The 24,988-nt window shown below is 55.2% G+C and carries 17 protein-coding genes; 9 read left to right on the top strand and 8 right to left on the bottom strand.

Annotated elements, in window-relative coordinates:
* Nucleotides 1–28: 28 nt before the first annotated feature.
* From M6D89_RS13960 to M6D89_RS13970, 3 genes are all read right to left on the bottom strand, one after another.
* A complete protein-coding gene (locus tag M6D89_RS13960; RefSeq protein ID WP_253968699.1) occupies nucleotides 29–2,410 on the bottom strand; it encodes a TonB-dependent receptor domain-containing protein in 2,382 nt (793 codons plus the stop codon).
* Nucleotides 2,411–2,701: 291 nt separating this feature from the next.
* A complete protein-coding gene (locus M6D89_RS13965; RefSeq protein WP_253968700.1) occupies nucleotides 2,702–4,207 on the bottom strand; it encodes an MFS transporter in 1,506 nt (501 codons plus the stop codon).
* A gap of 70 nt (nucleotides 4,208–4,277) precedes the next feature.
* Nucleotides 4,278–6,656, bottom strand: a complete 2,379-nt coding sequence (locus tag M6D89_RS13970) for a glycoside hydrolase family 15 protein (protein WP_253968701.1) — start codon at nucleotides 6,654–6,656, stop codon at nucleotides 4,278–4,280.
* A gap of 238 nt (nucleotides 6,657–6,894) precedes the next feature.
* Here M6D89_RS13970 and M6D89_RS13975 point away from each other — a divergent pair, with 238 nt between their 5' ends.
* The 4 genes from M6D89_RS13975 to M6D89_RS13990 all read left to right on the top strand — a co-directional run bounded on the left by M6D89_RS13975 (nucleotide 6,895) and on the right by M6D89_RS13990 (nucleotide 14,935).
* Entirely contained in the window at nucleotides 6,895–8,514 is a 1,620-nt protein-coding gene (locus tag M6D89_RS13975; RefSeq protein WP_253968702.1) for an alpha-glucosidase family protein, read from the top strand.
* Nucleotides 8,511–10,361, top strand: coding sequence for a glycoside hydrolase family 13 protein (locus tag M6D89_RS13980; protein WP_253968703.1), 1,851 nt, complete (start codon nucleotides 8,511–8,513; stop codon nucleotides 10,359–10,361). The genes M6D89_RS13975 and M6D89_RS13980 overlap by 4 nt, the downstream gene beginning before the upstream one ends.
* Before the next feature lie 175 nt (nucleotides 10,362–10,536).
* Entirely contained in the window at nucleotides 10,537–13,365 is a 2,829-nt protein-coding gene (locus M6D89_RS13985) for a TonB-dependent receptor (protein WP_253968704.1), read from the top strand.
* A gap of 79 nt (nucleotides 13,366–13,444) precedes the next feature.
* Nucleotides 13,445–14,935, top strand: coding sequence for a tryptophan halogenase family protein (locus tag M6D89_RS13990; RefSeq protein ID WP_253968705.1), 1,491 nt, complete (start codon nucleotides 13,445–13,447; stop codon nucleotides 14,933–14,935).
* A 202-nt stretch (nucleotides 14,936–15,137) separates the two neighbouring features.
* On the opposite strand, the gene xerC is transcribed toward M6D89_RS13990, so the two are convergent.
* The 5 genes from xerC to lptM form a co-directional block, all read right to left on the bottom strand.
* On the bottom strand, nucleotides 15,138–16,070 hold the full coding sequence (gene xerC, locus M6D89_RS13995; RefSeq protein WP_253968706.1) for a tyrosine recombinase XerC: 933 nt from the start codon (nucleotides 16,068–16,070) through the stop codon (nucleotides 15,138–15,140).
* Between the two features lie 13 nt (nucleotides 16,071–16,083).
* The gene (locus tag M6D89_RS14000; RefSeq protein ID WP_253968707.1) at nucleotides 16,084–16,773 is read right to left on the bottom strand and encodes a DUF484 family protein; all 690 of its coding nucleotides are present in this window, start codon (nucleotides 16,771–16,773) and stop codon (nucleotides 16,084–16,086) included.
* Between the two features lie 6 nt (nucleotides 16,774–16,779).
* The gene (gene dapF, locus M6D89_RS14005; protein ID WP_253968708.1) at nucleotides 16,780–17,610 is read right to left on the bottom strand and encodes a diaminopimelate epimerase; all 831 of its coding nucleotides are present in this window, start codon (nucleotides 17,608–17,610) and stop codon (nucleotides 16,780–16,782) included.
* Nucleotides 17,611–17,870: 260 nt separating this feature from the next.
* Nucleotides 17,871–19,118 (bottom strand): diaminopimelate decarboxylase, encoded by a 1,248-nt coding sequence (lysA, locus tag M6D89_RS14010; RefSeq protein WP_253968709.1) that lies wholly within the window; start codon nucleotides 19,116–19,118, stop codon nucleotides 17,871–17,873.
* A 10-nt stretch (nucleotides 19,119–19,128) separates the two neighbouring features.
* Nucleotides 19,129–19,254 (bottom strand): LPS translocon maturation chaperone LptM, encoded by a 126-nt coding sequence (gene lptM / locus M6D89_RS14015; protein ID WP_253968710.1) that lies wholly within the window; start codon nucleotides 19,252–19,254, stop codon nucleotides 19,129–19,131.
* Nucleotides 19,255–19,628: 374 nt separating this feature from the next.
* Between lptM and M6D89_RS14020 the strand changes: the two genes are divergently transcribed.
* The 5 genes from M6D89_RS14020 to M6D89_RS14040 are packed head-to-tail and all read left to right on the top strand — an operon-like array spanning nucleotide 19,629 to nucleotide 24,861.
* Entirely contained in the window at nucleotides 19,629–20,330 is a 702-nt protein-coding gene (locus M6D89_RS14020; RefSeq protein WP_336297557.1) for an ABC transporter ATP-binding protein, read from the top strand.
* Nucleotides 20,311–21,261 carry an HlyD family secretion protein gene (locus M6D89_RS14025; protein ID WP_253968711.1) on the top strand — a complete coding sequence of 317 codons (951 nt, stop codon included), beginning with the start codon at nucleotides 20,311–20,313 and terminating at the stop codon, nucleotides 21,259–21,261. The genes M6D89_RS14020 and M6D89_RS14025 overlap by 20 nt, the downstream gene beginning before the upstream one ends.
* Nucleotides 21,258–22,424 carry an efflux RND transporter periplasmic adaptor subunit gene (locus M6D89_RS14030; RefSeq protein WP_253968712.1) on the top strand — a complete coding sequence of 389 codons (1,167 nt, stop codon included), beginning with the start codon at nucleotides 21,258–21,260 and terminating at the stop codon, nucleotides 22,422–22,424. The genes M6D89_RS14025 and M6D89_RS14030 overlap by 4 nt, the downstream gene beginning before the upstream one ends.
* Nucleotides 22,421–23,626 carry an efflux RND transporter periplasmic adaptor subunit gene (locus M6D89_RS14035; RefSeq protein WP_253968713.1) on the top strand — a complete coding sequence of 402 codons (1,206 nt, stop codon included), beginning with the start codon at nucleotides 22,421–22,423 and terminating at the stop codon, nucleotides 23,624–23,626. Before M6D89_RS14030 ends, M6D89_RS14035 begins: the two co-directional genes overlap by 4 nt.
* Nucleotides 23,626–24,861 (top strand): ABC transporter permease, encoded by a 1,236-nt coding sequence (locus M6D89_RS14040; RefSeq protein ID WP_253968714.1) that lies wholly within the window; start codon nucleotides 23,626–23,628, stop codon nucleotides 24,859–24,861. The genes M6D89_RS14035 and M6D89_RS14040 overlap by 1 nt, the downstream gene beginning before the upstream one ends.
* Nucleotides 24,862–24,988: the final 127 nt, after the last annotated feature.

Raw genomic sequence — 24,988 nt, forward strand, 5'->3', positions numbered from 1 at the left:
GCCACATAGGGGCGCCCCAAGCAACAACTTAAAAGCTCACCTGCAAGCTCAGCCAGTAATTGCGACCGGCGTCTTTGATGTTGTAGTCGTCGGTAAAGATCACTTCGCTGACCGCACCGCGACCGGTTTCCAGGGTATAGATACCGTCACCGTCTAAGTCGATAAACTCGGTACTGTAGGAAGTAAAGTCTTCATCCAGCAGGTTATTCACACGACCGTAGAGCGTGATGTTGTCGGTAATTTCCCAGTTCAGACCCAGGTGGTACAGGTCGTAGTTTTGGTAGTAACGGGGCTTATCCAACACACTGTCCCAACTGCGGTAGCGATCCGAACGCAGCTCGGCCTGCAAGGTCATGGTGACGTTGGAGAGGATGCTCCAGTTAAGCGAGGCGTTGGCCATGTGCTCGGCGGTATTGGTCAGTGGCTGACCTTCCTGAGGCCCGCTTTTCTGCTCACTGTCGGTCCAGGTGTAGTTGGCATTGAGCGACCAGGCATCGCTGATTAAGTAGCGTCCCGCCACTTCCACACCCTGAATATCCACTTTATCGATATTGATTTTCTGGCTGTAGGTGTCGTAACCCAAAGCGTCATATTCACCCAGGTTCACACAGGGACGGGCGCCACCGGTGGTTTCACAGCTGTAGACGGTATCGCCACGGGCGATCTTGTCCTCAAACTGGGTATTAAAGTAGGTCACGTTAAAGTTGTGGCCATTCATGCTGGTCCAGTAAAGGGCCACTTCACTGTTCACGCTGGTTTCCGGCTCAAGCTCGGGGTTGCCGGCAAAGGGCGAGGTCCCCTGACCGCCAAAGCCGGTAATGCCGTCGTACAAATCGGTGGTTTGCGGAGTTTTATAACCGGTAGATACACCGCCTTTTAAGGTCCAGCTGTCACTGATGGTGTACACACCGTATAAGCGCGGCGACACTTGGCTGCCAAATACATCGTGCTCATCAAATCGCACCCCACCGGTCAGCGTAAAGGACGTCACCGGGGTCCAATTGTCTTCCACAAACAGCGAATACATTTTTTGCTCTTGCACCGCCCCCGGGTTGTTGCTTTCCATCCCAAAGACGCCGTCTTCCAACTCGCCGTCAATCACCTGGCCGCCGATGACCAAATTATGGCTGCCCATGGCTTGCAGGGGGATATCCAGGCGCGCATCCAAGGTGTACTGGCTGCTGTCCAGCGGGCGATCCGGGCGGGGTAAAAAGGTCTCTTCGGCCAGATTGCGACGATCTTCTTCGCTCATACCGGCGTATTCGCCCACCCCGTCGTACATCTCTTGCAGATGCTGGCGCTCGGCCACGGTCAGCGGCAGGGTGCGGCCGTCATTGTGAGTATCAACGTACGACAGGGATACCGAGCTGGTGCCAAAGCCCCAGCTGCCGTCGTGGCTTAACGACCACCACTCGCGGTTAAACTCCTGGTCGGCGGCATAGCCCGCGCGGGGGTTTACCTGTCCGCCGCGTGCCTGCCACAGAGCCTCAATATTATCCTTGGTGCCCAGCGGATAGGACAGCTCGCCGGTATCCGGGTTGGTAAAAGGGGTGTTGTCATACACCTGTTCGGAGTAGTCGTAGTCAAAGCGAACCGTGTTGTTCTGGTTGGGGGTGTAGGTCAGGCTCATGCCGTATTCCTGGGTTTCGCTGTCTACGGTGCGGCCGCCGCTGCCAAAGCCCAAGCTGCGCACATGCACGGTGCCATTGGGGTCTACCGCCGGCTCAAACTGCGGCGATGAGGCCTCGGATTCGTAGTAACTGCCGCGCACACCCAGAGCCAGAGTATTGGCGATCAGCGGGCCGGTGGCCGAGAAATCCACCTGACCGTCGTTGCCGAAATCCGAATCCTCTTGAATAGTGCCCGACAGGTTCAGGTTACCGTGCCAGCGGTCGGTGACCTTTTTGGTGATGATGTTAATCACACCACCCATGGCGTCGGCGCCGTACAGGGTAGAGGCTGGGCCGCGAATGACCTCGATGCGCTCAATGGCCTCGGCCGGGGGCATATGCCCAAAAGCGTTACCGCCAAAGTTGTTGGGGTAGATATCGCCGTGGTTGTTCTGACGCTTACCGTCAATCAGGTACAGGGTGTATTCACCGGTTAAACCACGCATGCTGACGCTGCCCTGGCCGGTTTTATCGCGGCTGGTGCCAATATCAATACCTTCTTGGTATTTCAGCATATCCAGCAGGTTGACGTGGGGGCGGGTCATGATTTCGGCTTGATCAATTACCGAGATACTGGCCGGAGCATCGGTGATTTTTTGCTCGTATCCCGACGCGGTAATCACGATTTCTTCGGTGACTCTCGGTTCGGTTTTTGGCTGCGCCTGTGCCGACAAGGATGCAAACAAAACGGTTGCGCTGCAGCTTAGCAAACCCGCTAAGCGATATTGATCAATAGCCACATTCAATCCCCAAAATAAATAATATTAATGATGCGGGTGAGAATTATTCACAAATAGATAGGATTTTCAAGAGGAAATGTAAATTTTTACTTATACTAGAGCCAAAAGCCCCGTCAAACCACAACATCTTGTGGATAACTACAGAAGCTCTTGGATAAATACAGAAACTCTGTGGATAAACGAACCGGTGACTCGGAAAAGGGGAAAAATCGGTAAAGCAAGAAAGGGAAGGGAACAAAAGCATCACCGCGATGCGCCAATCCGCTGGATTAGCGCATCGCGGGCAGGTATTCAGGGCGTATCGTCCACCCGCAAGGTCAGCAGGGCAGCCAGCACCCAACAGCCGCCCCCCAGCATCAATGCGTAAATGCTATGACCTCCGAACAGTGTCGCTACCAACAGCCCCAAAATACTGGCGGCGAGAATTTGCGGAATCACAATAAAAAAATTGAAAATTCCCATATACACGCCCATTTTATGGCCGGGCAATACACAAGAGAGCATGGCGTAGGGCATCGAGATAATGGACGCCCAGGCGAAGCCGACCCCCACCATAGACACCAACAGCCAGGCCGGGTCGCGCACCCACCAGAAGGATAGAAAACCCACCGCGCCCAGCAACAAGTTAACGCAGTGAGTGAGCTTGCGTCCCCATTGGCGAGCCATGACGGGAATTAAAAATGCCGCCAGCATGGCGTAGCCGTTGTAGGAGCCCAGCAGCACCCCGGTCCAGTCGGCGCCGCTGTTGTAAAGCTCGCCACTGGCATCCAGGGCGCCGTAGTGATGGCTGGTCACCGCCGGGGTGATATAAATCCACATCGCAAACAGGGCAAACCAACTAAAAAACTGCACCACCGCCAACTGCGCCATAGCGCGCGGCATATGAAATAAATCGTGGGTGATCTGGTAAATGCCGTTAGCAGTGCCACCGCGTTTTTGCAGCGCCCCGGCGCTCAGCTGCAAAAGCGCAAACCCAATGCTGCAGGCCGCCAATATATACAGCTCGGCCTGGAGCGAGAAGGCTGCGATGGCCGCTGTCGCACCAACGCCTATCGCCAACCAGATCAGACCACTTTTTTGATAAAAACCTACAGGTTTAGCGCTCGCCGTGCGCTCGGTATCGACCTGCCCCTCAGCGGCGTTAAACGCAGCCAACTGCTCGGGCGAGTATTCGCGGGTGCGGATAATCGTCCACCCCACCGCCAGCAATACCGCCAAGCCGCCCAGAGTAAAGGACCAGATCACCGAGTCGGGCACCACCCCGGGTGCGGCGGTATTACTGATACCCGCGAGATTAGTCATCAACCAGGGCAGACACGAGGCCACCACCGACCCCACACCGATAAAAAAAGCCTGCATCACAAAGCCCAGGGTGCGCTGCTTTTGCGGCAGCATATCGCCCACAAACGCGCGGAAGGGCTCCATAGAAATATTAATGGAGGCATCCATAATCCACAGCATACCCGCAGCAATCCAAAGCGTGGGCGAGTGCGGCATAAAAAACAAAGAGGCACTGGTGGCCACCGCCCCCACCAAAAAGTAGGGGCGCCGCCGGCCCAGGCGGTTCCAGGTTTTATCGCTAAAGTAGCCCACAATGGGCTGTACCAATAAGCCCGTTAGAGGAGCCGCGACCCAAAGAATGGGCAGGGCGTCGATCTCGGCCCCCAGGGTTTGGAAAATACGACTGACATTGGCATTTTGCAGAGCAAAGCCGAACTGTATGCCGATAAAGCCAAAGCACATGTTCCAGATTTGCCAAAAGCTAAGTTCGGGCCTTTGCGCTTGCGGGTGTGTCATGGTGCCATCTCGTGATTATTGTGATTATCAAAGCCATAAAAGCCGGGCCATCCCGGCTCGCGTTTTAGCCCTACTGCAGCTCACCCACCGGTGGGTAGTAGTCCCATACTTGGCGGTCGGCAAAGGAGCGCAGTAGCTTAATATATTCGGCGTGCGTCCAGGCGAGCGGGGTGGCCGAGTTGGTACCCTCGCCCAAGTCATATTCGTAGGTGGCGTTACCGCCGACACCGTCCCAGACTTGCTCGGGCAGCATCAGCCCCTCGTTGGCAAAGTATTCCATGCTTGCTACATAGCGTTCGGTCAACGCCTGCATATCCACCTCGCCGCGCGCCTGTGCCAGCGCCAACTCATAGTGGCCGCGCTCGCCGGTTAAGAAAGGCCAGACCCGACCGCGCTGCTCTGGATGGTTTTCACCCCCGGCCTGATAACCCGCGCCGTCGGTGATGCGCTCGCCATAGCCGTCGCCGCCGTAGCGACGCCAGCCCAGATAGGTTTGCTCACCCGCAGGAAATTCGTATTTCACCTGCAGGTAATCGGGCAGCTCCAGGTTGTCGACTTCCGCCAGCGAACCGAGTACCTCGGCGTTATCGGCGGGCAGCACACCATAGCGCACCAACTCCAAAAAGCCCGGGTCGACAATCTCGCTCTCGTTCAACTTGCCCTGACCGTTGCGCGGCGTCAGCTTGCCCTGATCATTGGGGTTCTCGTTTTGACTGACCCGCAAGTAGTATTGGCCATCGCCGGGCAAGACACCGTCGGTGGTAAAGGTGCGGTTCGCCAGTTTGGTTTTATAGTCGGCGGCGCGCTCGCGATAGTGACGGGCGCGCTCCGCATCGTCGGCGTGCTCGGCCAGCTCTGCCGCCGTAATCAAGCCGGCTATAACAGCTGCGGTGGTCGAGGGCGAGTGGCCTTCTTGCTCCTCCCAGCGCTCTTGCTGGGTATAGGGGGGAGTGATGTGGGTGTCATTCCAGCCCAGCTTAACCGCCCCGCCATCGGCCAAAAAGTCCGCCGCCGGGCGCAGCATTTTGCGATACCAGGTAGTGGCATCGGCATCACTCAGTACGCCTTTTTGCCACAGCTGCCAACCCAACATAATGGGCATGGCGGTTTGATCCAGCTGTACCGCGTACCACTCAAGGGTTCCATCAACATGGGTTTTTTGCAAAAACCAACCGGGGCTACCGGTGTAGCCCGGCGTCTTGGCACTGGCCTGAACTTTCTCTAGATAACGGAAAGCCACCAGCGGGGTTTCACTATCGCCCATGGCCAAAAACGCCATGGCCACCTGGTAGAAATCCCGGGGCCAGACGGCTTTGTAGCCGGTGGACGACTCGGTCGCAGCGACCACGTCCCCCCAGGGATTGGAGAGCGACGCAATGAGCGCACCCGCGTGGGTTTTATCCTCTTGCGCTTTCAGTACCATGGCGCTGGTGTACGCAAGCTTACCGTTATCGGTCGCAGCTTTTGTCAGGTCGTTAAGAGGGTCCAGCTGAGTCAGATAATCCTCCCAGCCAATGGCCTCGCCCTCGCCATTGTAGTGGGCCAACACCTGATTATAACCGCGCATCAGTGTGGCCTCGGCGCTAGCGCGCGCCGCTTTGGCATCCGCGCCAAAGCCCAGGGCAAAATCCCAGCTTTGGGGCTCCCCCACAGGCAGCGTCATGCTGTGGCTAAGACTGACATTGCCCCCTTGCGAACCAGTGGTCAGGTAGTGCCAATCCTGTGCGCCGTCGCTCAAATCGGTATCAATATCCGAAGCGCCCACAAATCCTACCCCGGCACGGCTGTGCTTTGGCCCTATCAGTGCCAGGGCGGCGTCCCCCTCCTGGGCGTAGGCAATATTGTCTTCGGCCCAGGCCAGGTCATTGGTACCGGTATTGGCCACGTGAGCATTCGTCACCAGGTGCGCGCTGATACCTTCAACCTGAGCGGTAAAAATCACGCGCTGCATCAAGGTCTGCTGGTCCGGATCGGTAAAGACATGCTTTTCAATGCTATAGCGCCCGGCGGGATCGCGATTGGTGATTTTGTAAGCCAGCGACAGAGGACGCCCGGCGTTATCCGTGTGCAGGTATTCAATACTCTGCTCGGTATCGCGGGATTCGTGATGCACAAAGCCCGGGCCGCTCACCACAAACGCCATATCTTTAATTTGCGCTTCGTGAATCAAGCCAAACATGGTTTCGGTTACCACACCCTGGGCAATCGAAAACCACACCTTACTCACCGCGCCAGTCGCGGCAGCATCGGAATAGGCGCCGCGTTGGTACTGCTCGTAGCTGGTGCCAATACCTGTCTTACCCGAGTAGGCCCAGGTAGGAGCGGCGCCCGGTGCGCCAGGGGCGTGGGATTGAGAGTCGAATGATTCAGATTGAATGGGGGTGTCGTTGCAACCGGCAACCACACCCAGTACAGCCAACAATGTGCAAAGCAGGGGACGCTTAACCATAATTATTATCTCTTATACCAACGAATGCTGACACAATAATAGTCTCTATCAGGTGACTCAATCGAATACATACGTATTCAATCCACTTAATGCATGCATACGTATGCAGTCTATTGCGCCCCATTTACCCGCTGCACTAATCTTTTGGTCATACAGAGTTTAAGCACCCCCGGTGCAAACCCGTAGCACCCCATCACAATAACAAGGCCGGGCAGGTACCTGGCGAGGTAGAAGTTTCATGCAGCAACAACCCTGGTGGCGCGGCGCCATCATCTATCAGGTTTACCCCCGCTCGTTAATGGACAGTAATGGCGATGGCGTAGGCGATATTCCCGGCATTATCAGTAAGCTCGATTACATTAAAAGCCTGGGTGTGGATGCCATTTGGGTATCACCTTTTTTTAAATCGCCGATGAAAGACTTTGGTTACGACATCAGCGACTATCGCGATGTCGATCCCCTGTTTGGCTGTTTAGCGGATATCGACCACTTAATTGCCGAGGCTCACCAGCGCGATATTAAAATTATTATCGATCAGGTATTGAGCCACACCTCCGATCAGCACGAATGGTTTACCACCAGCCGCACCGACCACACCAACCCTAAAGCCGATTGGTATGTATGGGCTGACCCGAAAGAAGACGGCACACCCCCCAACAACTGGTTGTCTATTTTTGGCGGCTGCGCCTGGGAATGGGAACCGCGTCGCGGTCAGTATTATTTGCATAACTTTCTTAAAAGCCAGCCCGACCTAAACTTTCATAACCCCCAGGTTCAGGCACAGATACTCCAAGAGGTAGAGTTCTGGCTTAAGCGCGGCATTGATGGTTTGCGCCTGGATGCCATTAACTTCTGTTTTCACGATCAACAGCTACGCGATAACCCGCCTAAACCCCCGGCCGAACGTCAGGGGCGAGGCTTTAGTGAAGACAACCCCTACGCCTTTCAGCGCCACTGGTACAACAACACCCAACCGGAAAACTTAGACTTTTTGCAACGTCTGCGCGAGCTACTTAACCAGTATCCCGGCACGGTGAGCTTGGGCGAAATCTCATCGGAAGATTCATTGCAAACCATGGCGGACTACACCCACGGCGGCGACAAGCTGCATATGACCTACAGCTTTGAGCTGCTCACCGAGGACTTCTCGCCGCAGTATGTGCGCACCACAGTGGAAACACTAGAAGCGGGTATAGGCGAAGGCTGGCCCTGCTGGGCTATTGGCAACCACGACGTTGCCCGGGTGCTGAGTCGCTGGGGCGGTGAGCAAGCGTGCGATGAACTTGCCAAAATGCTCAATGCCATGGTGTTTTCCCTGCGCGGCAGTGTGTGCTCTTACCAGGGCGAAGAGCTGGGGCTGACCGAGGTCGACCTACCGCTAGAGCAACTGCAAGACCCCTATGGCATTACCTTTTGGCCCATGTTTAAAGGTCGCGATGGTTGCCGTACCCCTATGCCCTGGAGCGATGGGGTAAACGGCGGTTTCTCCAGCGCCGCCAAAACCTGGTTACCAGTGGCATCAGAACACAGGGCCATTAATGTAGCCCATCAAGATAACGACCCCGCGTCTGTTCTCAATGCCTACCGGCACTTTTTACGCTGGCGCAAACAACAGCCCGCCCTGTGTTATGGAAGCATCCAATTTTTCGATCTCAACCGCGAGGTTCTAACTTTTACTCGTAAAGCCGAGCAAGAAATCTTGTGTTGTTTTAACTTCTCGGAAAAACCGCAAACCATTGAACTACCCGAAGGTTTTACCCGGCTGTTGGAGCACTCCGGCTTTGCGGCCGACCTGCAGAGCAAGCAGTTACATTTGCCCGAATACGGCGTCGCCTTTGTAGCAGAGACAGCGTTATGAAAATAATCCGCACGCTCTTGCTTGGCGCCGCTATAACCACCTTTGGCACTGCCCAAGGAGCCGAGGTTGAACGCATAGAACCGCCTTTTTGGTGGGCGGGAATGCAAGCGAATACTTTGCAGCTGATGGTATACGGCGACGATATTGGTAGTACCGACTCTGTGGTTATTGACAGCGCCGGAGTTTCGGTAACCCAGCTTCACACCGCCGATAGCCCCAACTATCTGTTTGTGGATTTAAAGCTCGATGATTCGCTTACCGCTAAGCCGGTCACGCTAAAATTTTACGCCGATCAACAACAAGTGGCCGACGCTCAGTATTCTTTTAAAGCCCGGCACGTTAACTCGGCACAACGCAAGGGTTTTTCGGCGCAAGACGTTATTTATTTAATTACGCCCGATCGCTTCGCCAATGGCGATTTAAATAACGACGAAGTAAAGGGATTACGCGAGGGCATTGACCGACAAGCGCCCGGCGGGCGTCACGGAGGCGATATTGCCGGCGTGATTCAACACCTGGACTATCTTGCCGACATGGGCTTTACCCAGCTATGGTTAAACCCGGTGTTAGAAAATGCCCAAGCCGAGTATTCCTACCACGGCTATTCCACCACCGATTTCTACCGGGTGGATCCACGCATGGGGAGTAATAAGCTCTACGTGTCTCTGTCGGACCAAGCCGCCGATAAAGGCATGGGACTCATTAAAGATATTATTCTCAATCACTGTGGTTCCGGCCACTGGTGGATGGACGATTTACCCTTTACCGACTGGATAAACTACAACGCCTCCTTCTCTCCCACCAGCCACCGACGCGAATCCCTGCGCGACCCACATGCAGCCGAAGTAGACAAACAGGAATTTAACGACGGCTGGTTTGTTCCCACCATGCCGGATTTAAATCAGCGCAACCGGTTTATGGCCCGCTACCTGATTCAAAATTCTATTTGGTGGGTAGAGTACGCGGGGCTTTCGGGCATTCGTGTGGACACCTACTCCTACCCGGACAAAACATTTTTAACCGGGTGGAGCCGAGCGGTAATGGCCGAATACCCTAACCTGAATATCGTGGGTGAGGAGTGGTCGGAAAACTCGGCCATAGTTGCCTACTGGCAAGAGGGCAAGAAAACCTTTGACGGTTATCAGTCTTTTACCCCCAGCATGATGGACTTTCCCTGGCAGCGCGCGCTTTTGAATTCGCTGAACAACGAGGAGTCCTGGGGCGAGGGAATGGTGCAGATGTATCAGGCACTGAGTAACGATTTTCTATACGCCGACCCGTATAACCTGGTGATCTTCCCCGACAATCATGACATGAGCCGGATCTATACATCGCTGAATGAAAACTATGAGCATTGGAAAATGGCGATGATTATGACCCTCACTCTGCGCGGCATACCGCAGATATATTATGGCACCGAAATTTTAATGACCAACCCGGGGACCGATGATCACGGAGTAATTCGCACGGATTTTCCCGGCGGCTGGCCCGGCGATAGGGTTAATGCCTTTAACGCCGAGGGGCTAACCGAACAGCAAGCAAAGGCTCAGGAATTTCTCAAATTCTGGCTTAATTGGCGCAAAACCAGTACCGCTGTTACTCAGGGAAAACTGATGCACTATGCGCCTCGCGACAGTGTGTACGTTTATTTTCGCTACACCGATAGCGACACCGTTATGGTGGTGATTAACCACAGCGATTCCCCGCAAAGCGTAGACCCACAAATTTTCGAGCAGCGATTAGCCGGCTTCACCAAAGCGCACCATGTCGAAAGCGAACAGATAACCACACTGTCGCAAGCGCTGCAAAGCCGAGCGCAATCGGTTTCAGTGTATGAACTGCAATGAATACGTATGTAATTCAGCACTGCATAAGAACTGAATACGTATGCAGTGTGTTGTTTGGTCTAAGGGCCAAGCCTAGTATTAACCATAGGTAATGTTGGCTTAATAAGATAATCACCGGCATCCGATTTAGACAAGACAGAACAATAAATTATTATCCTGGCGAGAGGATCCAATCATGATAAAACGTAAGTTCAATCCCGCTCTGGCACTCGTATCGACTGTGGCTATGGCCGCAGGCTCTATCGATGTGTACGCCCAAGACGAACCCATGCTGGAAGAAGTGGTGGTAACCGGCTTTCGCTCGGTTATCGAGCGCTCGCAAGAGATCAAGCGCGAAAGCACTTCGGTAACCGAAGCCTTAACCGCCGAAGATATCGGTAAACTTCCCGACACCAGTATCGCCGAATCGCTGGCACGTCTGCCCGGTTTGGCCGGCGAGCGCCGCGATGGTCGCACCAGTGGCCTGTCCGTGCGCGGTTTTAACGAAAACTATGTAGGCACTACTCTGAATGGCCGTGAACTTCTCGGCATGGGTGATAACCGGGGTGTGGAATACGATCTGTACCCGGCCGAAATTATCAATCAAGTTGTGGTGTATAAAACCCCCGACGCCAGCCTGATGACTCAGGGCGTGGGCGGTACCGTGGATATGCGCACTATTCGCCCGCTGGATAACGACCGTATTCTGGCGTTTAACGCCAGCTACGAACAAAACGGTATGGAATCGGCCAACCCCGACTTTGATGACAAGGGCCACCGTCTGGCTTTTACCTACTCCGACTCTTTTGCCGATAACACTCTGGGTGTATCCCTGTCGCTGGCCTCTATGGAGTCGCCCAGCCAAGAGCAGTACTTTCGCAACTGGGGCTTTGCCAACGTTACTGGCAACGCCACTGTAGCCGATGGCGTCACCTTGGCAGGCGATGAGGTTATCATCGGCGGCCACGACTCATTCGTACGATCAGGCTTAATGGAACGCGACTCGGTGGCGGGCGTAGTACAGTACGAACCCACCGACCGCCTCAGCATTACCGTCGATGCGCTTTACATCGATTTTCGCGAGGACAAAGTATTCCGTGGCCTGGAAGAGGGTGGCGCCGAGTGGGGCACACCCAACTACACGGTTACCGGCGTTGAAGACGGCCTGGTGACCAGCGGTTACTTTGAGGGCTTCCACTCGGTAATGCGCAACGATGCCGAACGCAAAGACGCCGAGTTGACCACCTTTGGCGTGAACGTGGAATACAATATTAGCGATGACTGGTCGGTGGCTTTTGACGCGTCTACTGGCGATGTGGAAAAAACCATCACCAACATTGAAAGCTACTCGGGCGTGGGTCGCGCTCAGTCACCCACTCAGGGCCCTGCCACCGCACGTGCCTGGACCATGACCGATACCGGCGTTATGTACAGCGCCCACCCCAGTATTAACGCCCCCGATTTATCCGACCCCGATCTGGTTCGCCTGGCCGGACCACAAGCCTGGGGTGGCTCGCTGGCACCGGTAGAAGAGTTCCAGGCTAGTGAAGGTCAACCCATGGGTTACGCCACCGCTCAGGATGGATTTGTTAACTCGCCTGACTTTGATGAAACCCTGGACAGCTTCCGCATGACCGTAAACGGCGAGGTTGACTGGGGTCTGATCAGTGGTCTGGAGATGGGTGTGAACTATTCGGATCGCTCTAAGACTAAGCTGAACACCGGGGCCTACCTAACCGCACCTACCTGGCCCAGCGACGGGCCTGTTCCCGAGGAATATTATGTGGGCAGTGCCAACCTGGACTTTATCGGCCTTGGTAACATAGTCGCTTACGACTCCATCGCGCTGTATCAAAGCGGCTTCTACACTGAAACTGCAGCCGAAGATCTGGAAACAGGCCGAAAGGGCGACACTTACACCGTCGATGAAGAGATCACTACTGTCTACGCCATGGCCGATCTGGCTGCCGATTTCGGCGGTGTAGAGATGACCGGTAATGTGGGTGTGCAATACGTGGATACCGATCAGCAGTCTACCGGTTTTGGCTCTTACACCGGCCCAGATTTGTATGTGTTGGCGACGCCTGTCAGTGGCGGTGCCAGCTTTGGTAAGTGGCTGCCCAGCATGAACCTGAACTTTATGTTGGCCGACGATCACACTGTGCGTTTCGCCGCGTCTAAAACCATTAGCCGCCCTCGCATGGACGATATGCGTCCCAATAACACTGTGAATTTTTCATTCAATGATGCGCAAATCCTGGAACCCTCGGACATCAACAACAGCCCCTGGAGCGGTAGCTCGGGCAACCCCGAACTGCGTCCGCTAGAGGCAAATCAGTATGACCTGTCCTACGAGTGGTACTTTGCCGCCGATGGTATGTTAGGCGCTGCCGTGTTCTACAAAGATTTGGTCAATTGGCATCGCGAAGGGGAAACGGTCGCAGATTTTACCCCCTACTACATTCCCGGGTATCACCAAAGTGCTAACACCGGCGAACCCCCAGTGCTGTTTGAAGGCTTGGTCACCAATCGCGAAGATGGTTTGACGGGTGAGGTTAACGGGATTGAATTGCAAGCAAGTTTGCCTTTCCATTTACTCAGCGAATCCTTAGACGGCTTTGGTCTGCTGGCCAGCGCCACCTTTAACGATGGCGAACTGGACGACGACTCGGAAGTGCCCGGCCTGTCGGACGAAATTTATCAGCTGACGGCATACTACGAGCGCGGCGGTTTTGAGTTCCGTATCAGCGGTCGCAAGCGTTCTGAGTATCTGACCGAAACTCGTGGCACCAGCCTGTCACTGGTAGACACCACCAGCCAGGGTTCAGAGCTGTGGGATGCGCAAATTGGCTACGACTTTAGCGAATCGGGCATCGAGTCACTGTACGGCTTAAGTGTTACGCTACAGGCGCAAAACCTGACCGACGAAGACACGGTGCAGTTTAACGAAGGCGATCCTCGCCAGATTACTCAGTACCAAAGCTTTGGCGCCAACTACTTGTTGGGTGTTAACTACAAGTTCTAGTCTGGTTTAAAGTATGTCGCTATAGCCCTGCTACACTTTCCCTGTGTAGCGGGGCTTTTTTTATCGCGGAGCGGTTAACATGAACACAAGAATAAAAAACATCGTCGTGCTAGGCGGGGGCACCGCAGGTTGGATGAGCGCGGCTTTGCTCAAAAAAGTATTGGGCGGCAGCGTCAATATTACTTTGGTAGAGTCCGACGAAATTGCCACCGTGGGCGTGGGCGAGGCCACTATTCCGCCCATTCAGCACGTCAACCGGGTACTGGGTATCAATGAGGCGGAGTTTCTGCGTGAGACTAACGCCACTATGAAGCTCGCCATTAAATTTGAAAACTGGTATCGCCAGGGTCAGGGCTACTTTCATACCTTTTCATCCCCGGGCCAAAGCAGTGCCTTTTGTCAGTTTCATCACTACTGGTTGCGGGCCAAACGCGCAGGTTTAGGAAAAGATTTATGGGATTACGATTTAAACTATTTGGCGTTAAGCGCGGGAAAGTTTGCCAAGCTTGAAACCCGCGATCCGCGTTTGGAGCTTCCCTACGCCTATCATTTTGATGCGGGGCTCTACGGCGCCTACTTGCGTAAAATCAGTCAAGCATTGGGCGTAAAGCGAATAGAGGGCAAGGTTAATCACACCACCATCAACCAAGACACAGGCGCGGTGGAACAATTGCTACTGGCCTCGGGTGTAGCTGTCAGTGGTGATTTATTTATCGACTGCTCCGGTTTTCGCGCTCTGTTATTGCAACAAAAACTCGGGGTTGGCTTTGACGATTGGAGCCATTGGCTGCCCTGTGACCGAGCCGTGGCTGTGCCCTCAGAGCGCCTGGCACAAACTCGTCCTTACACTCGTGCGATCGCGCATCATTCCGGCTGGCAGTGGCAAATTCCGTTGCAACATCGTCAAGGCAATGGCCTGGTCTACAGCAGCCGCTTTAGCAGCGATGAGCAGGCCACGCAAACCCTGTTGCAGAATCTAGAATGCCAACCTGTAGCCGACCCTAGGGTCATTCACTTTCGCACCGGACGGGCGCGGCAACAATGGCATAAAAATGTGATTGGGGTGGGCCTGGCCAGCGGTTTTTTAGAGCCTTTGGAATCCACCAGTATTCATCTGGTGCAATCGGCCATTGTGCGCTTGCTTAAGTATTTTCCTCACACGGGAATTCAGGCCGATGTTGTTAAACAGTACAACCAAGAGTCGCGTATTGAATATGAACAGGTGCGGGACTTTTTAATTCTGCACTATAAGCTTAATCGCCGTGAAGACAGCGAGTTTTGGCAGCAGATGGCGCGCATAAGTATTCCCGAGAGTTTGCAGCATAAAATCGATGTGTTTGCGGCTCAGGGCGTACTGGTACGCGAGCGCAATGATATTTTTGCCGAATCATCCTGGCTGCAATTGCTGCTGGGGCAAGGAGTAGAACCGCGCGACCACCATCCCCTGGCGGGCGCTATGGATGAAGCCCAACTAGCAAACTTTATGCAGCAGACCGAACAGCTAAAACGCGAACCGATCACGGCCATGCACTTTCACGATGATTTCTTACAGCGCTTTGACCAAGCTTGAATACGTATACATGATGAATCAATAATTGAATACGTATGTAGTGGCTTGAGCGATGACGAACCCGGGCGTAGTCTTAACCTGTGAGCTGCGGAGTGAGTGTATGGGCACACGTCAGGGCCACCGGGTTCTGGGCTCCGCACATGCAAGTTAGGCATGACCTCCTTGTTATTTTATGTCTTGCGCGGCTTTGGCCGCGCTTTTTTTATTCCTCTTCTTTTTCATCTTTGCGCTTTTGCGCCCGCGGATGGGCCTGATCGTAAACCTTGGCTAAATGCTGAAAATCCAAATGGGTATAGATTTGCGTCGTGGAAATATTGGCGTGCCCCAGTAGTTCTTGCACCAAACGCAAATCGGAGCTGGACTCCAACATATGACTGGCAAACGAGTGGCGCAACATATGCGGGTGAACTGGCTGACCAGTCCCCTGCTGCAGGCTAAGTTCATGCAAACGCGCCTGCACCGCGCGCCGACTAATACGTGTACCACGGCTACTGACAAACAGCGCCGTTTCCGTCGCGGCGGTTTGCTGAGCGCGCAGAGGTAAGTAGGCGTTAATCGCCTCTAAGGCGCAGCGGCCCACGGGCAGCTGGCGCTGACGATTGCCCTTGCCGGTCACGCGAACCGTTCCCTCCCGTAAGTCCAGATCGATCAGATCAATACCGATAAGCTCGGCAAGGCGCAACCCCGAGGAGTAAAACAACTCGACCATGGCGCCGTCGCGACGACTGATAAAATCCTCGCCCTGGACCTCAACGTATTGCCCGACCTGATCCACATCCAGCGTTTTAGGCAGCTTACGCCCCGCTTTAGGTGCCTGCAGTCCTTCGGCAGGGTTTGCCCCCAGCCAGCCGCGCCGGACTCCGTAGCGAAAAAAGCTGCGCAGCGCCGACAACCAACGCTGCAGAGATTTACTGCTGGCGCCATTGCGGTGTTGTTCGGCCAATAGCAGCCGCAAGTCCTGCGTGTGGATGGCACTAAGTTGAGTTATATCGCGCGCGTAGGAAAATTTTTGCAGCTTAAGCAGATCGCGCTGGTAGGCCTCGAGGGTGCGCTCGGATACCTGCTTTTCGCTTCGCAGATAGCGGCTAAAAGCGTCCAGTTCGGCGGCGAAAGGCAAGTCGGGGACAGAGGCCATGGCGCCGCCGCGTTTACTCGGGCAGGTAGCGGGGCATCAGGCGGTTAAGCACTTCGGCAATATAGCCTAAAAACAAGGTGCCCATGCTGGAGCGGTAGTATTTGGGATCGCGGTTGCCAATAGCCAGCAAACCAAAGGTGCGCCCGTGTACCAGAGGTACAACTGCGGCCGAACCAATCTCGGAGGCGACATCGCCAAAGATGTAACGGCACTCGGCGTCATTTAAGTGGCCGCAAAACGCCCGATTGTCGCGTATCAACGCGCCAATATGTTCGCGCGCCTGGCTCAGGTTAACCACTTTGGCCTGGGAGCCGCCCAGGGTATCGGCCGAGCCAAACAAAATGGTGCGGGTGTAGTGAATATTAAACTCTTTATCAAAGCTGTGGTGCAACGCGTCGATAATATCGCCCAGGTCATCCCCATCCAGTAACTCCAACACCAGGCGTTTGGTTTTATCAAACAGCCGGTCATTGTCGCGGGCGTTGTCTAGCAGCTGGCTGAGGCGATGGCGCATATCCATATTGCGATCGCGCAGCACCGACACCTGACGCTCCACCAGGGACACGGCGCTGCCACTGTCGTGGGGCAGCTCCAGCTCGGCCAACAGCGCCGGGTGTTCGTTAAAAAAGCCCGGATGGGCTGAGAGATAACGCGCTACATCGGTAGCGCTAAGGGCACTGTCCTGTTCGGTGGTGTCGGTCATATTAGCCTAAAGTCTGACTTGTCCGTGAAATACATTGGTGGCGGGGCCTTTCATCAACACCGGCTCGCCCGGTCCGGCCCATTCTATGCTGAGGCGCCCGCCGGGCAGCGCAACTATAACTCGCTCGTCCAGCAAGCCCTGCAATCGCCCCGCAACCACCGCCGCGCAGGCACCAGTGCCGCAGGCGAGGGTTTCTCCGGCGCCGCGCTCGTAGACCCGCAGGCGTATCTCGCCGGGGTTAACCACCTGCATAAAACCGGCATTAACCCGTGCGCTAAAACGCGGGTGCGATTCGATTTGCGGCCCCAGGGTATGCACATCGGCGGTATCGACATTGTCCACCCGGGTCACGGCGTGGGGATTACCCATGGAGACGGCGCCGATTTGAATCGCGCCGCCTGCCAGTTCAAGATCATATTGGACCGCTTGCGCCGGAGCGTCAAAAGGAATAGCGGCGGGCTCTAATACCGGCACCCCCATATCCACGGTCACTTCATCGTCATCGTGCACACTTAGGGTCATCAGGCCGCTGGCGGTTTCAACTCTTATACGGCTTTTGCCGGTCAGACGACGATCGCGCACAAAGCGGGCAAAACAGCGGGCACCATTGCCGCAGTTTTCGACCTCGCCGCCGTCGGCGTTAAAAATACGATAGCGAAAGTCCACATCCGGATCATTGGGCCCTTCCACCAGCAATACCTGGTCGCAGCCAATACCAAAATGGCGGTCCGAGAGCTTGCGCACTTTTTCCGGGGTCAGCTTGATTTTCTGGCTGATGCCGTCAATGACAACAAAATCGTTGCCCAGGCCGTGCATTTTGGTGAAGCGCAATCGCATAGTTTCATCCGGTTAGTGTGCTTTTAGCCAGCGATTAACCCGGCCTTTCACCGGCGGGGTTAATCATGCGGCACATTTTTGGTGCCGCCATCGGCGTTAGCCGATGCGAGCCTATAAAATCCAGTAGGGTCGCGCAACTAGACCAGCGCGCGACTGTGCCAACGGCCGCTACGCCAGATTTTATGGGCGGTATTCAAAACAGATATGGACAACCTTTTTTGAATATATGGCCGACAGTATCCCACTTGTTGCGAGTTCTGTCAGTGCTCAATCACATGCTCGCCGCGAATCAGATCGACGAAATTTTCGCGCTCGCGAATCACATACACCTGGTCCCCATCCACCAGCAGCTCGCAGGCCCGGGGACGGGTATTGTAGTTAGAGGCCATGGTAAAACCGTAGGCCCCGGCGGACATGACGGCCAAATGGTCCCCCGGCTCCAGTGCCAACTCGCGATCCTTACCCAAAAAGTCGCCGGTCTCGCACACAGGGCCCACCAAATCCCAGCGCTTAGTTGCGCCGCGACGCTCTTTCAGCGGGCGTATATCCTGCCACGCCTGATACAGGGCCGGACGGATATTGTCGTTCATGGCGGCATCGATAATGGCGAAGTTGTGCTCCTCGGTGGGCTTTAAATACAGCACCTTGGTGAGCAACACACCGGCGTTCGCCGCGATAGAGCGACCGGGCTCAAACATCAGCGCCAGCTTGCGCTCACCCAGCTTTTGTTTAATGGCGTCCATGTAGTCGGCCACCGCAGGGGGCTGCTCATCGCGATAGGTCACCCCCAAACCGCCACCCAAATCCAAGTGGCTAATATGAATTCCCTCGTCCGCCAGGCCATCTACCAACACCAGCAGGCGATCCAGGGCATCCAAAAACGGTTCCAGCTCAGTCAGCTGCGAGCCGATGTGACAGTCCACACCCTGAACATCGATGTTGGGCAACTCGGCGGCGCGGCGATACACTTCGGGGGCACGGGTAATATCAATGCCAAACTTGTTCTCTTTTAAGCCCGTGGAAATATAGGGGTGGGTTTTGGCATCCACATCCGGGTTGACCCGCAGCGATACCCGCGCGGTCAGCCCCTGCTCGACGGCCACCTGACTGAGCAGCTCCAGCTCGGGCTCAGATTCAACGTTAAAACAGTGAATCCCCATCTGCAGCGCCTTAGCCATTTCCGCTGCGGTTTTACCCACCCCGGAAAACACAATCCGCTTGGGATCGCCACCGGCGGTCAGTACCCGCTCCATTTCACCGCCCGAGACGATATCGAACCCCGCCCCCAGGCGCGCCAACAGATTGAGCAAGGCAATATTGGAATTGGCCTTTACCGCATAGCAAATCATGCCCGGATGCTGGCCCAGCGCTTGGGCGTAAGCCAGATAGTGTTGGGTAAAAGCGGCGCGGCTGTATACGTAGGCCGGCGTACCATACTGCGCGGCAATATCGCTCAGGCGAACGTCTTCAACGTACAGCTCACCACTGCGCTGGGTAAAAAAGGACATACAAATCTCACTATTCGGCAGAATCCGACTCGCTGGAGGCGGGTTCTTCGGCGGGTAAATACAGCGGGCCAGTCTGGCCGCAACCGGCACACAGGCATAAAAGGATTAAGCTGATTGTCAGGGGTAGTCGGCGCATAACTTGGGCTTCGGCAGTATTTAAACAAAGGGCGCAGTATAGCGCTGTGCGGAGTAAGGAACAATTGCGGGGCTTGACGAGGGCTGCGCGCCAAGGGCACAATTGTAACCGGTTTCATTTGGTTGAGTGAGCGACCTACTGAACCCTCTCCGGTAGGCGTGCCTATGCACATCTACCAGGCTGAACTAAGCCGCATGAGAAATGCGTTTACGCATAGTTTTCGGGTGCCTTTGGGCACCCTTTTTTATGTCTGCCGCTAAATTTTAGTGCTGTGCTAATACTTTCTTTGCACTTCCTTTCTTGCTATAACCCGCCCTTGGTCGTTAGATGTATAGTCGACAATAATCTTAAAAACCGTCGGCAAAGGACACCGTGTGACACAAACCATTATCGAACTGGACAACCTGCGCAAGGACTATCGCAGCGGCGACATCACCGTGGCGGCGCTGCAGGGCGTAAGCCAGAGCATTACCGAGAACGAGTTTATCGCCATCATGGGGCCGTCCGGCTCGGGTAAATCCACCCTAATGAATATTTTAGGCTGCTTGGATCAACCCACCGGCGGGCGCTTTTACCTGGGTGGGCGCGAAGTCAGCGCCATGAGTGACGACGAGTTGGCCGCGGTGCGCAACCGCGATATCGGTTTTGTGTTTCAATCTTTCCACCTGCTGCCGCGTTTAAATATTGTGCGCAATGTCATGCTGCCTTTGCGCTACAGTGATATCGACCCCGCCGAGGCCCGCGCGCGCGCCGAACAAATGCTGGCGCGGGTCAACCTCGAACACCGCCTAGAGCATGTGCCCAACGAATTATCCGGCGGCCAGCGTCAACGCGTGGCCATTGCCCGCGCGCTGGTCAACCGCCCCAAAATTATTTTTGCCGACGAGCCCACGGGAAACCTCGACAGTAAAACGTCAGTGGAAATTATGGAGCTGTTTTCCGAATTACACCGCGCCGGACAGACCATTATTCTGGTCACCCACGAGCCGGAAATTGCCGAATACGCGCAAAAAGTGATTCATATGCGCGATGGAAAAATAGAAAAGGTAGAGCACAATGCGTCTGTGGTTCGCTAGCCTCAGTTTACTCTGGTGCGCGAGCGCCTGCGGCGAGAACCTGTTGCTTAGCGGCGAAGTGGCGGCGCGCAACTCGCAAATTTTTGTCGCCCCCGAAGCGGACAGCTGGATGGTACAAGTGGCCTGGATGGTTGAAGAGGGCACCAAGGTCTCTCCCGGCGACCCGGTGGTGCAATACGACACCGCCAATATCGCCGCCAACTTGGAACAGCTAGAGGCCGAGCTGCGGCGGGTTAAGTCCGAAAGCAAACGCAACACTCTGGTGGAAGATTTGGCGCTGCGCGAAGCCCAACACACCTACGAGGTGGCGCAGCTGAATTTGCAAAAAGCCAAACTGGATGCCGGCATTCCCCGCGAGCTGCTCAGCCAATTGCAATACGAACAATATCAGCTGGCGCTTACCCGTGCCCAGGGCGATGCCATTGAGGCGCAAAAAGCACTAGAAGTAAAACGCCAGGATGTAACCGCAGAAAAGAAACGCAACCAGGTGGAAATTGCCGGAGCACAGAACGAGCTGGAGCGCGTACAAGTGATGCTGGACAACATGACCCAGCACACCCAACAGGCCGGCACCGCCATGTACGTCGATCACCCCTGGACCCGCCAGAAAATTCGTGAAGGCGACAGCGTGCAGCGCGGTTTCAGTGTACTGGAAATCCCCTCTACCGATGATCTGCACGTAAAAGCCTGGCTGAACGAAGTGGACATTGCGCGCCTGCAAGAAGGGCAGACCGTGAATATTACCTTTGATGCCATACCCAGCCTGAGCATGAGCGGCCAGGTCGAACGGATCGGCAACCAGGCCGAACCCAAACAGCACTGGGGCGACTCGGGGTATATCAATGTCAGCATTCGTTTTCACAACGAGCCCAACCAACCTCTGTTACCCGGTATGAGTGTGATGGTAGAAGTCGCGGAGGCATCGCCATGAAACAGTTATTGGCCACCGCTATTGTCGCATTGGGCTTGGTCGCTTGCGGCGGCGAAGAGCAAAATCTGCTGACAGTGCAAACCAGCGAGTTGCCCCTGGCGATTCGCACCACCGGCGAGCTGACCAGTGCCCGCACCGTCGAACTGGGGCCGCCTACGGTTAAATACAGCTGGCAACAAAAATTGTCCTGGCTGATCCCCGAGGGTACCTGGGTTGAGCAGGGCCAGAAGGTAATGGCCTTTGATGCCCAGCAACAATACGCCCGCCTGCGCGATTTACAGAATAATCTGGCCACCGAGCGCCAGCGTTTGCAAAGCCAGGCACTGGACACCGAGCAACAAACCGAGCAGTTAGAGCTGGATTTAGCCGAGGCCAAAATGGAGCTGGACAAAGCCACTTTAAAATCCAGCAATGTGGACGACTTAATGGCGCGCCTGGAGGTGGAAAAATTAAAGCTCGACCGTCAGATTGCGGAAAAGAACCACCAGATGGCTCAGGTGCGCAAAACCAGCCAAATTGCGCAGATGCAAGTGGACAGGGAAATTACCCAGGCCGAAGTTGAACGCCTAAGCGCCGAAGTACAAGAACAACAAAACGCCATAGCGGCCATGGAAGTCAAAGCGCCGCGCGCGGGCATTGTCGTGTATGTGCCCAACAACGACGGCAATAAACCCGCCGAGGGCGATCAGTTCTCGCTGATCCAAAAGGTCGTCGAAATACCCGATCTGGACAGCTTGATTATTGAAACCACCGTAGACGAGCAAATCGCCTACAAGGTAAAAGTGGGTGACCGGGTCGAGATTCGCCTGGACGCTATACCCGAGCGCACCTTTAGCGGCCAGGTAGAGTCGATGGGGCGCATCGTGCGTTTAAAATCCCGCCGCGAACCCAGTAAAGTGTTCGATGCGGTGGTCTCCATTACCAACCCCGACCCCGAGCTGATGCGCCCCGGCATGGCCGCGCGCTTGTCGATTATCGAGCGGGTGGCCGATAACGCGGTTGCCATTCCCCAACAGGCCATTTTATACCGCGACAACAAAGCCTATGTGCGCGTAAAAACCCTAACCGGCGAGCGCGAGCGGGAAATTACCATTGCCGCACGCCAGGGCGGCGAGGCCATTGTGACCGAAGGTCTGGAAGACGGCGACGAGGTGATTTTATGATACGCCGCCTAAGTACGGCTCTTATCCTAACCGTGTTGCTGGGCGCCGCTGGCTGCTCCGATCAAACCACCCAGTCTCACCCCACCATGCGTATTGACGCGCGGGATTTTGAATTTTCGGTACCCGCCAAGGGCGAACTAATCTCTGCCGTAGAAACGCCGGTCAACGCCCCCACCGGCAACCGCGGCCGCCTGACCCTCGCCTGGATGGCTGAGGAAAACAGCCAGGTGAAAGCCGGTGAAGTGGTGGCCCGCTTTGACGGCACCGAGCACAAGCTGGAAAAGCAACGCGCCGAACTGCAACTGGAAAAAAATGAAATCAGCGAAAATATTACCTCGCGCGAGCTAACCCAAAGTAAGTTTTCTATTCACCAGCAGGCGGGCGAGGTGAAGCAGGAAAAAGAAATGGTGGAAAAATTCAGCGTGGACGATCTGACAGTTTATTCCAAAAACGAAATCATCGATCAACTGCTGAGCAAAGATTATCTGAGTGCGCAGCAACTGTATTTGGCCTGGCGCGAGGTCAGTCAGCTCACCCAGGGCGAAGCCCAATTAGAGCTGCTGAGCCTGGAAGGCAAAACCTACCGCGATTCGATTAACCTCAACCGCGAAGCGCTGGAGAACCTAGAGGTCACCGCCCCGGTAGACGGGGTATTCGTACACAGCAAAAACTGGCGCGGCGAAAAAGTCCGCGAGGGCCAAAGCCTGTGGCCCGGCTCTAAGCTGGGCTATATTCCCAGCCTCACCGAATTGCAAGCCAAGCTTTATGTGCTGGAATCCGAGGCCGCCGGACTGGAGCTGGGACAAAGTGCGCAGATTCGCCTGGACGCCTACGCCGATCGCCCCATTAAGGGCGAGGTAGTCGGGCTGGCCAATATCGCCGCCCCCCGCGATACCCGCAGCCCCACCAAGTATTTTGAGGTCACTATTGATCTTGAGGTTTCCGACCCCGCGTTTATGCGCCCGGGGCAAAAGCTGGAGGGGGAAATCCGTGTGGCTCATAAACCCCAGGTGATCAGCGTACCCAACCAGGCAGTGTTTAAAGATAAAAGCGTCAGCTGGGTGTATGTTTCCACTGGCAGCGGATTTACCAAACGCGAGGTCAAAACCGGGTTGCGCAGTCTCACCCAAACCGAGATTACCGAGGGGTTAACAAAGGGTGAGCGAGTGGCTCTGCTAGAGCCCACCGGAGAGGTGCAGTAATGCAGATTAAAACCAGTTTACTCGAAGCGCTGGAACAGCTTTGGTACCACCGCCTGCGTACTTTTTTAACCCTGCTGGGGATGATTTTCGGCGTGGGCGCAGTTATCGCTATGGTGAGTGTGGGTGAGGGCGCCGAGAAAGAAGCCCTGGCACTGATTGAATCCATGGGGCTGCGCAATGTATTGGTAGAGGAAAAAGAAGTCTGGGGCGATCGCCTGGAAGAGGTGCGCAAACACTCGGTGGGGCTATCCCTGCACGATGTCGAGGCCAGCATGGAAACCTTACCTTTTGCCACCGCCTACAGCGCCGCCAAAGAAATTGATACCTATGCGCTCTACAGCCGATACGGCACCGGCGACAGCCAAGTGCTGGGCGTGACCCCCAGTTTATTAGAACTGGCCAGCCTAAAGATTGAGCACGGCCGCTGGCTTAACCCGGACGACGACCGCTATTATCATCAAGTCGCGGTGATTGGCTCGGCGGTCGCCAATCAATTGTTCCCGCGCGGCGACGCCGTGGGCCAGCGGATTAAAGTCAACCACCTGTGGCTTGAAGTAGTGGGCGTACTGCAGGGTAAAAACCTGAGCAAAGACAGTTTTCAGGGCGTGCAGCTGGCGGGCGAAAACAACCGCATTTACATGCCGCTGCAAACCGCCCTTAAACGCTTTGAATTTCGCGATATGGCCTCGGAAATCGACCGCTTCCGCTTGCAACTGGAAGACGGCATTGCGCCTCAGGTCGCCGCCGATACTCTGGCCCACCTGCTGGACAGGCGCCACGGCCAGGAAGACGACTACACCATCGTAGTGCCCGCCGAGCTGCTCAACCAACACGAACAAACCCAGCGGATTTTTAATATTATTATGTCCTGCGTCGCCGGTATTTCCCTGCTGGTGGGCGGTATTGGCATTATGAATATTATGTTAGCCACGGTGCTCGAGCGCACCAACGAGATCGGCCTGCTGCGCGCCGTGGGCGCCACGCAAAAGAACGTGCGCGATCAGTTTATTGTCGAAAGTGTCACCATTGCCGGTATCGGTGGCCTGTTGGGTATTGTGTTGGGCTTTACCCTGGCCGCCATTATTTCCGCCTTTGCCGGATGGCCCGTGGCCTGGTCGCTGAATGCGGTGGTGGTGGCGGTCTTTTTCTGTACCGCGACGGGTTTGGTGTTTGGTATCTACCCGGCCATCAAGGCGTCTAAGCTGGACCCGATTACCGCCCTGCAACACGATTGATTGGACGCTGGACAAGATTGTGCAGATTTTCCCAAGTAATAGGGTAGCCTTTACATTTAGCCGACCTTAACGCTCGCCAAACCGGGCGTTTTACGCTGGTGTTGTTTTTGCTTGGTGTTGTTTTCCC

The organism is Gilvimarinus xylanilyticus (assembly GCF_024195295.1).
GTDB lineage: Bacteria > Pseudomonadota > Gammaproteobacteria > Pseudomonadales > Cellvibrionaceae > Gilvimarinus > Gilvimarinus xylanilyticus.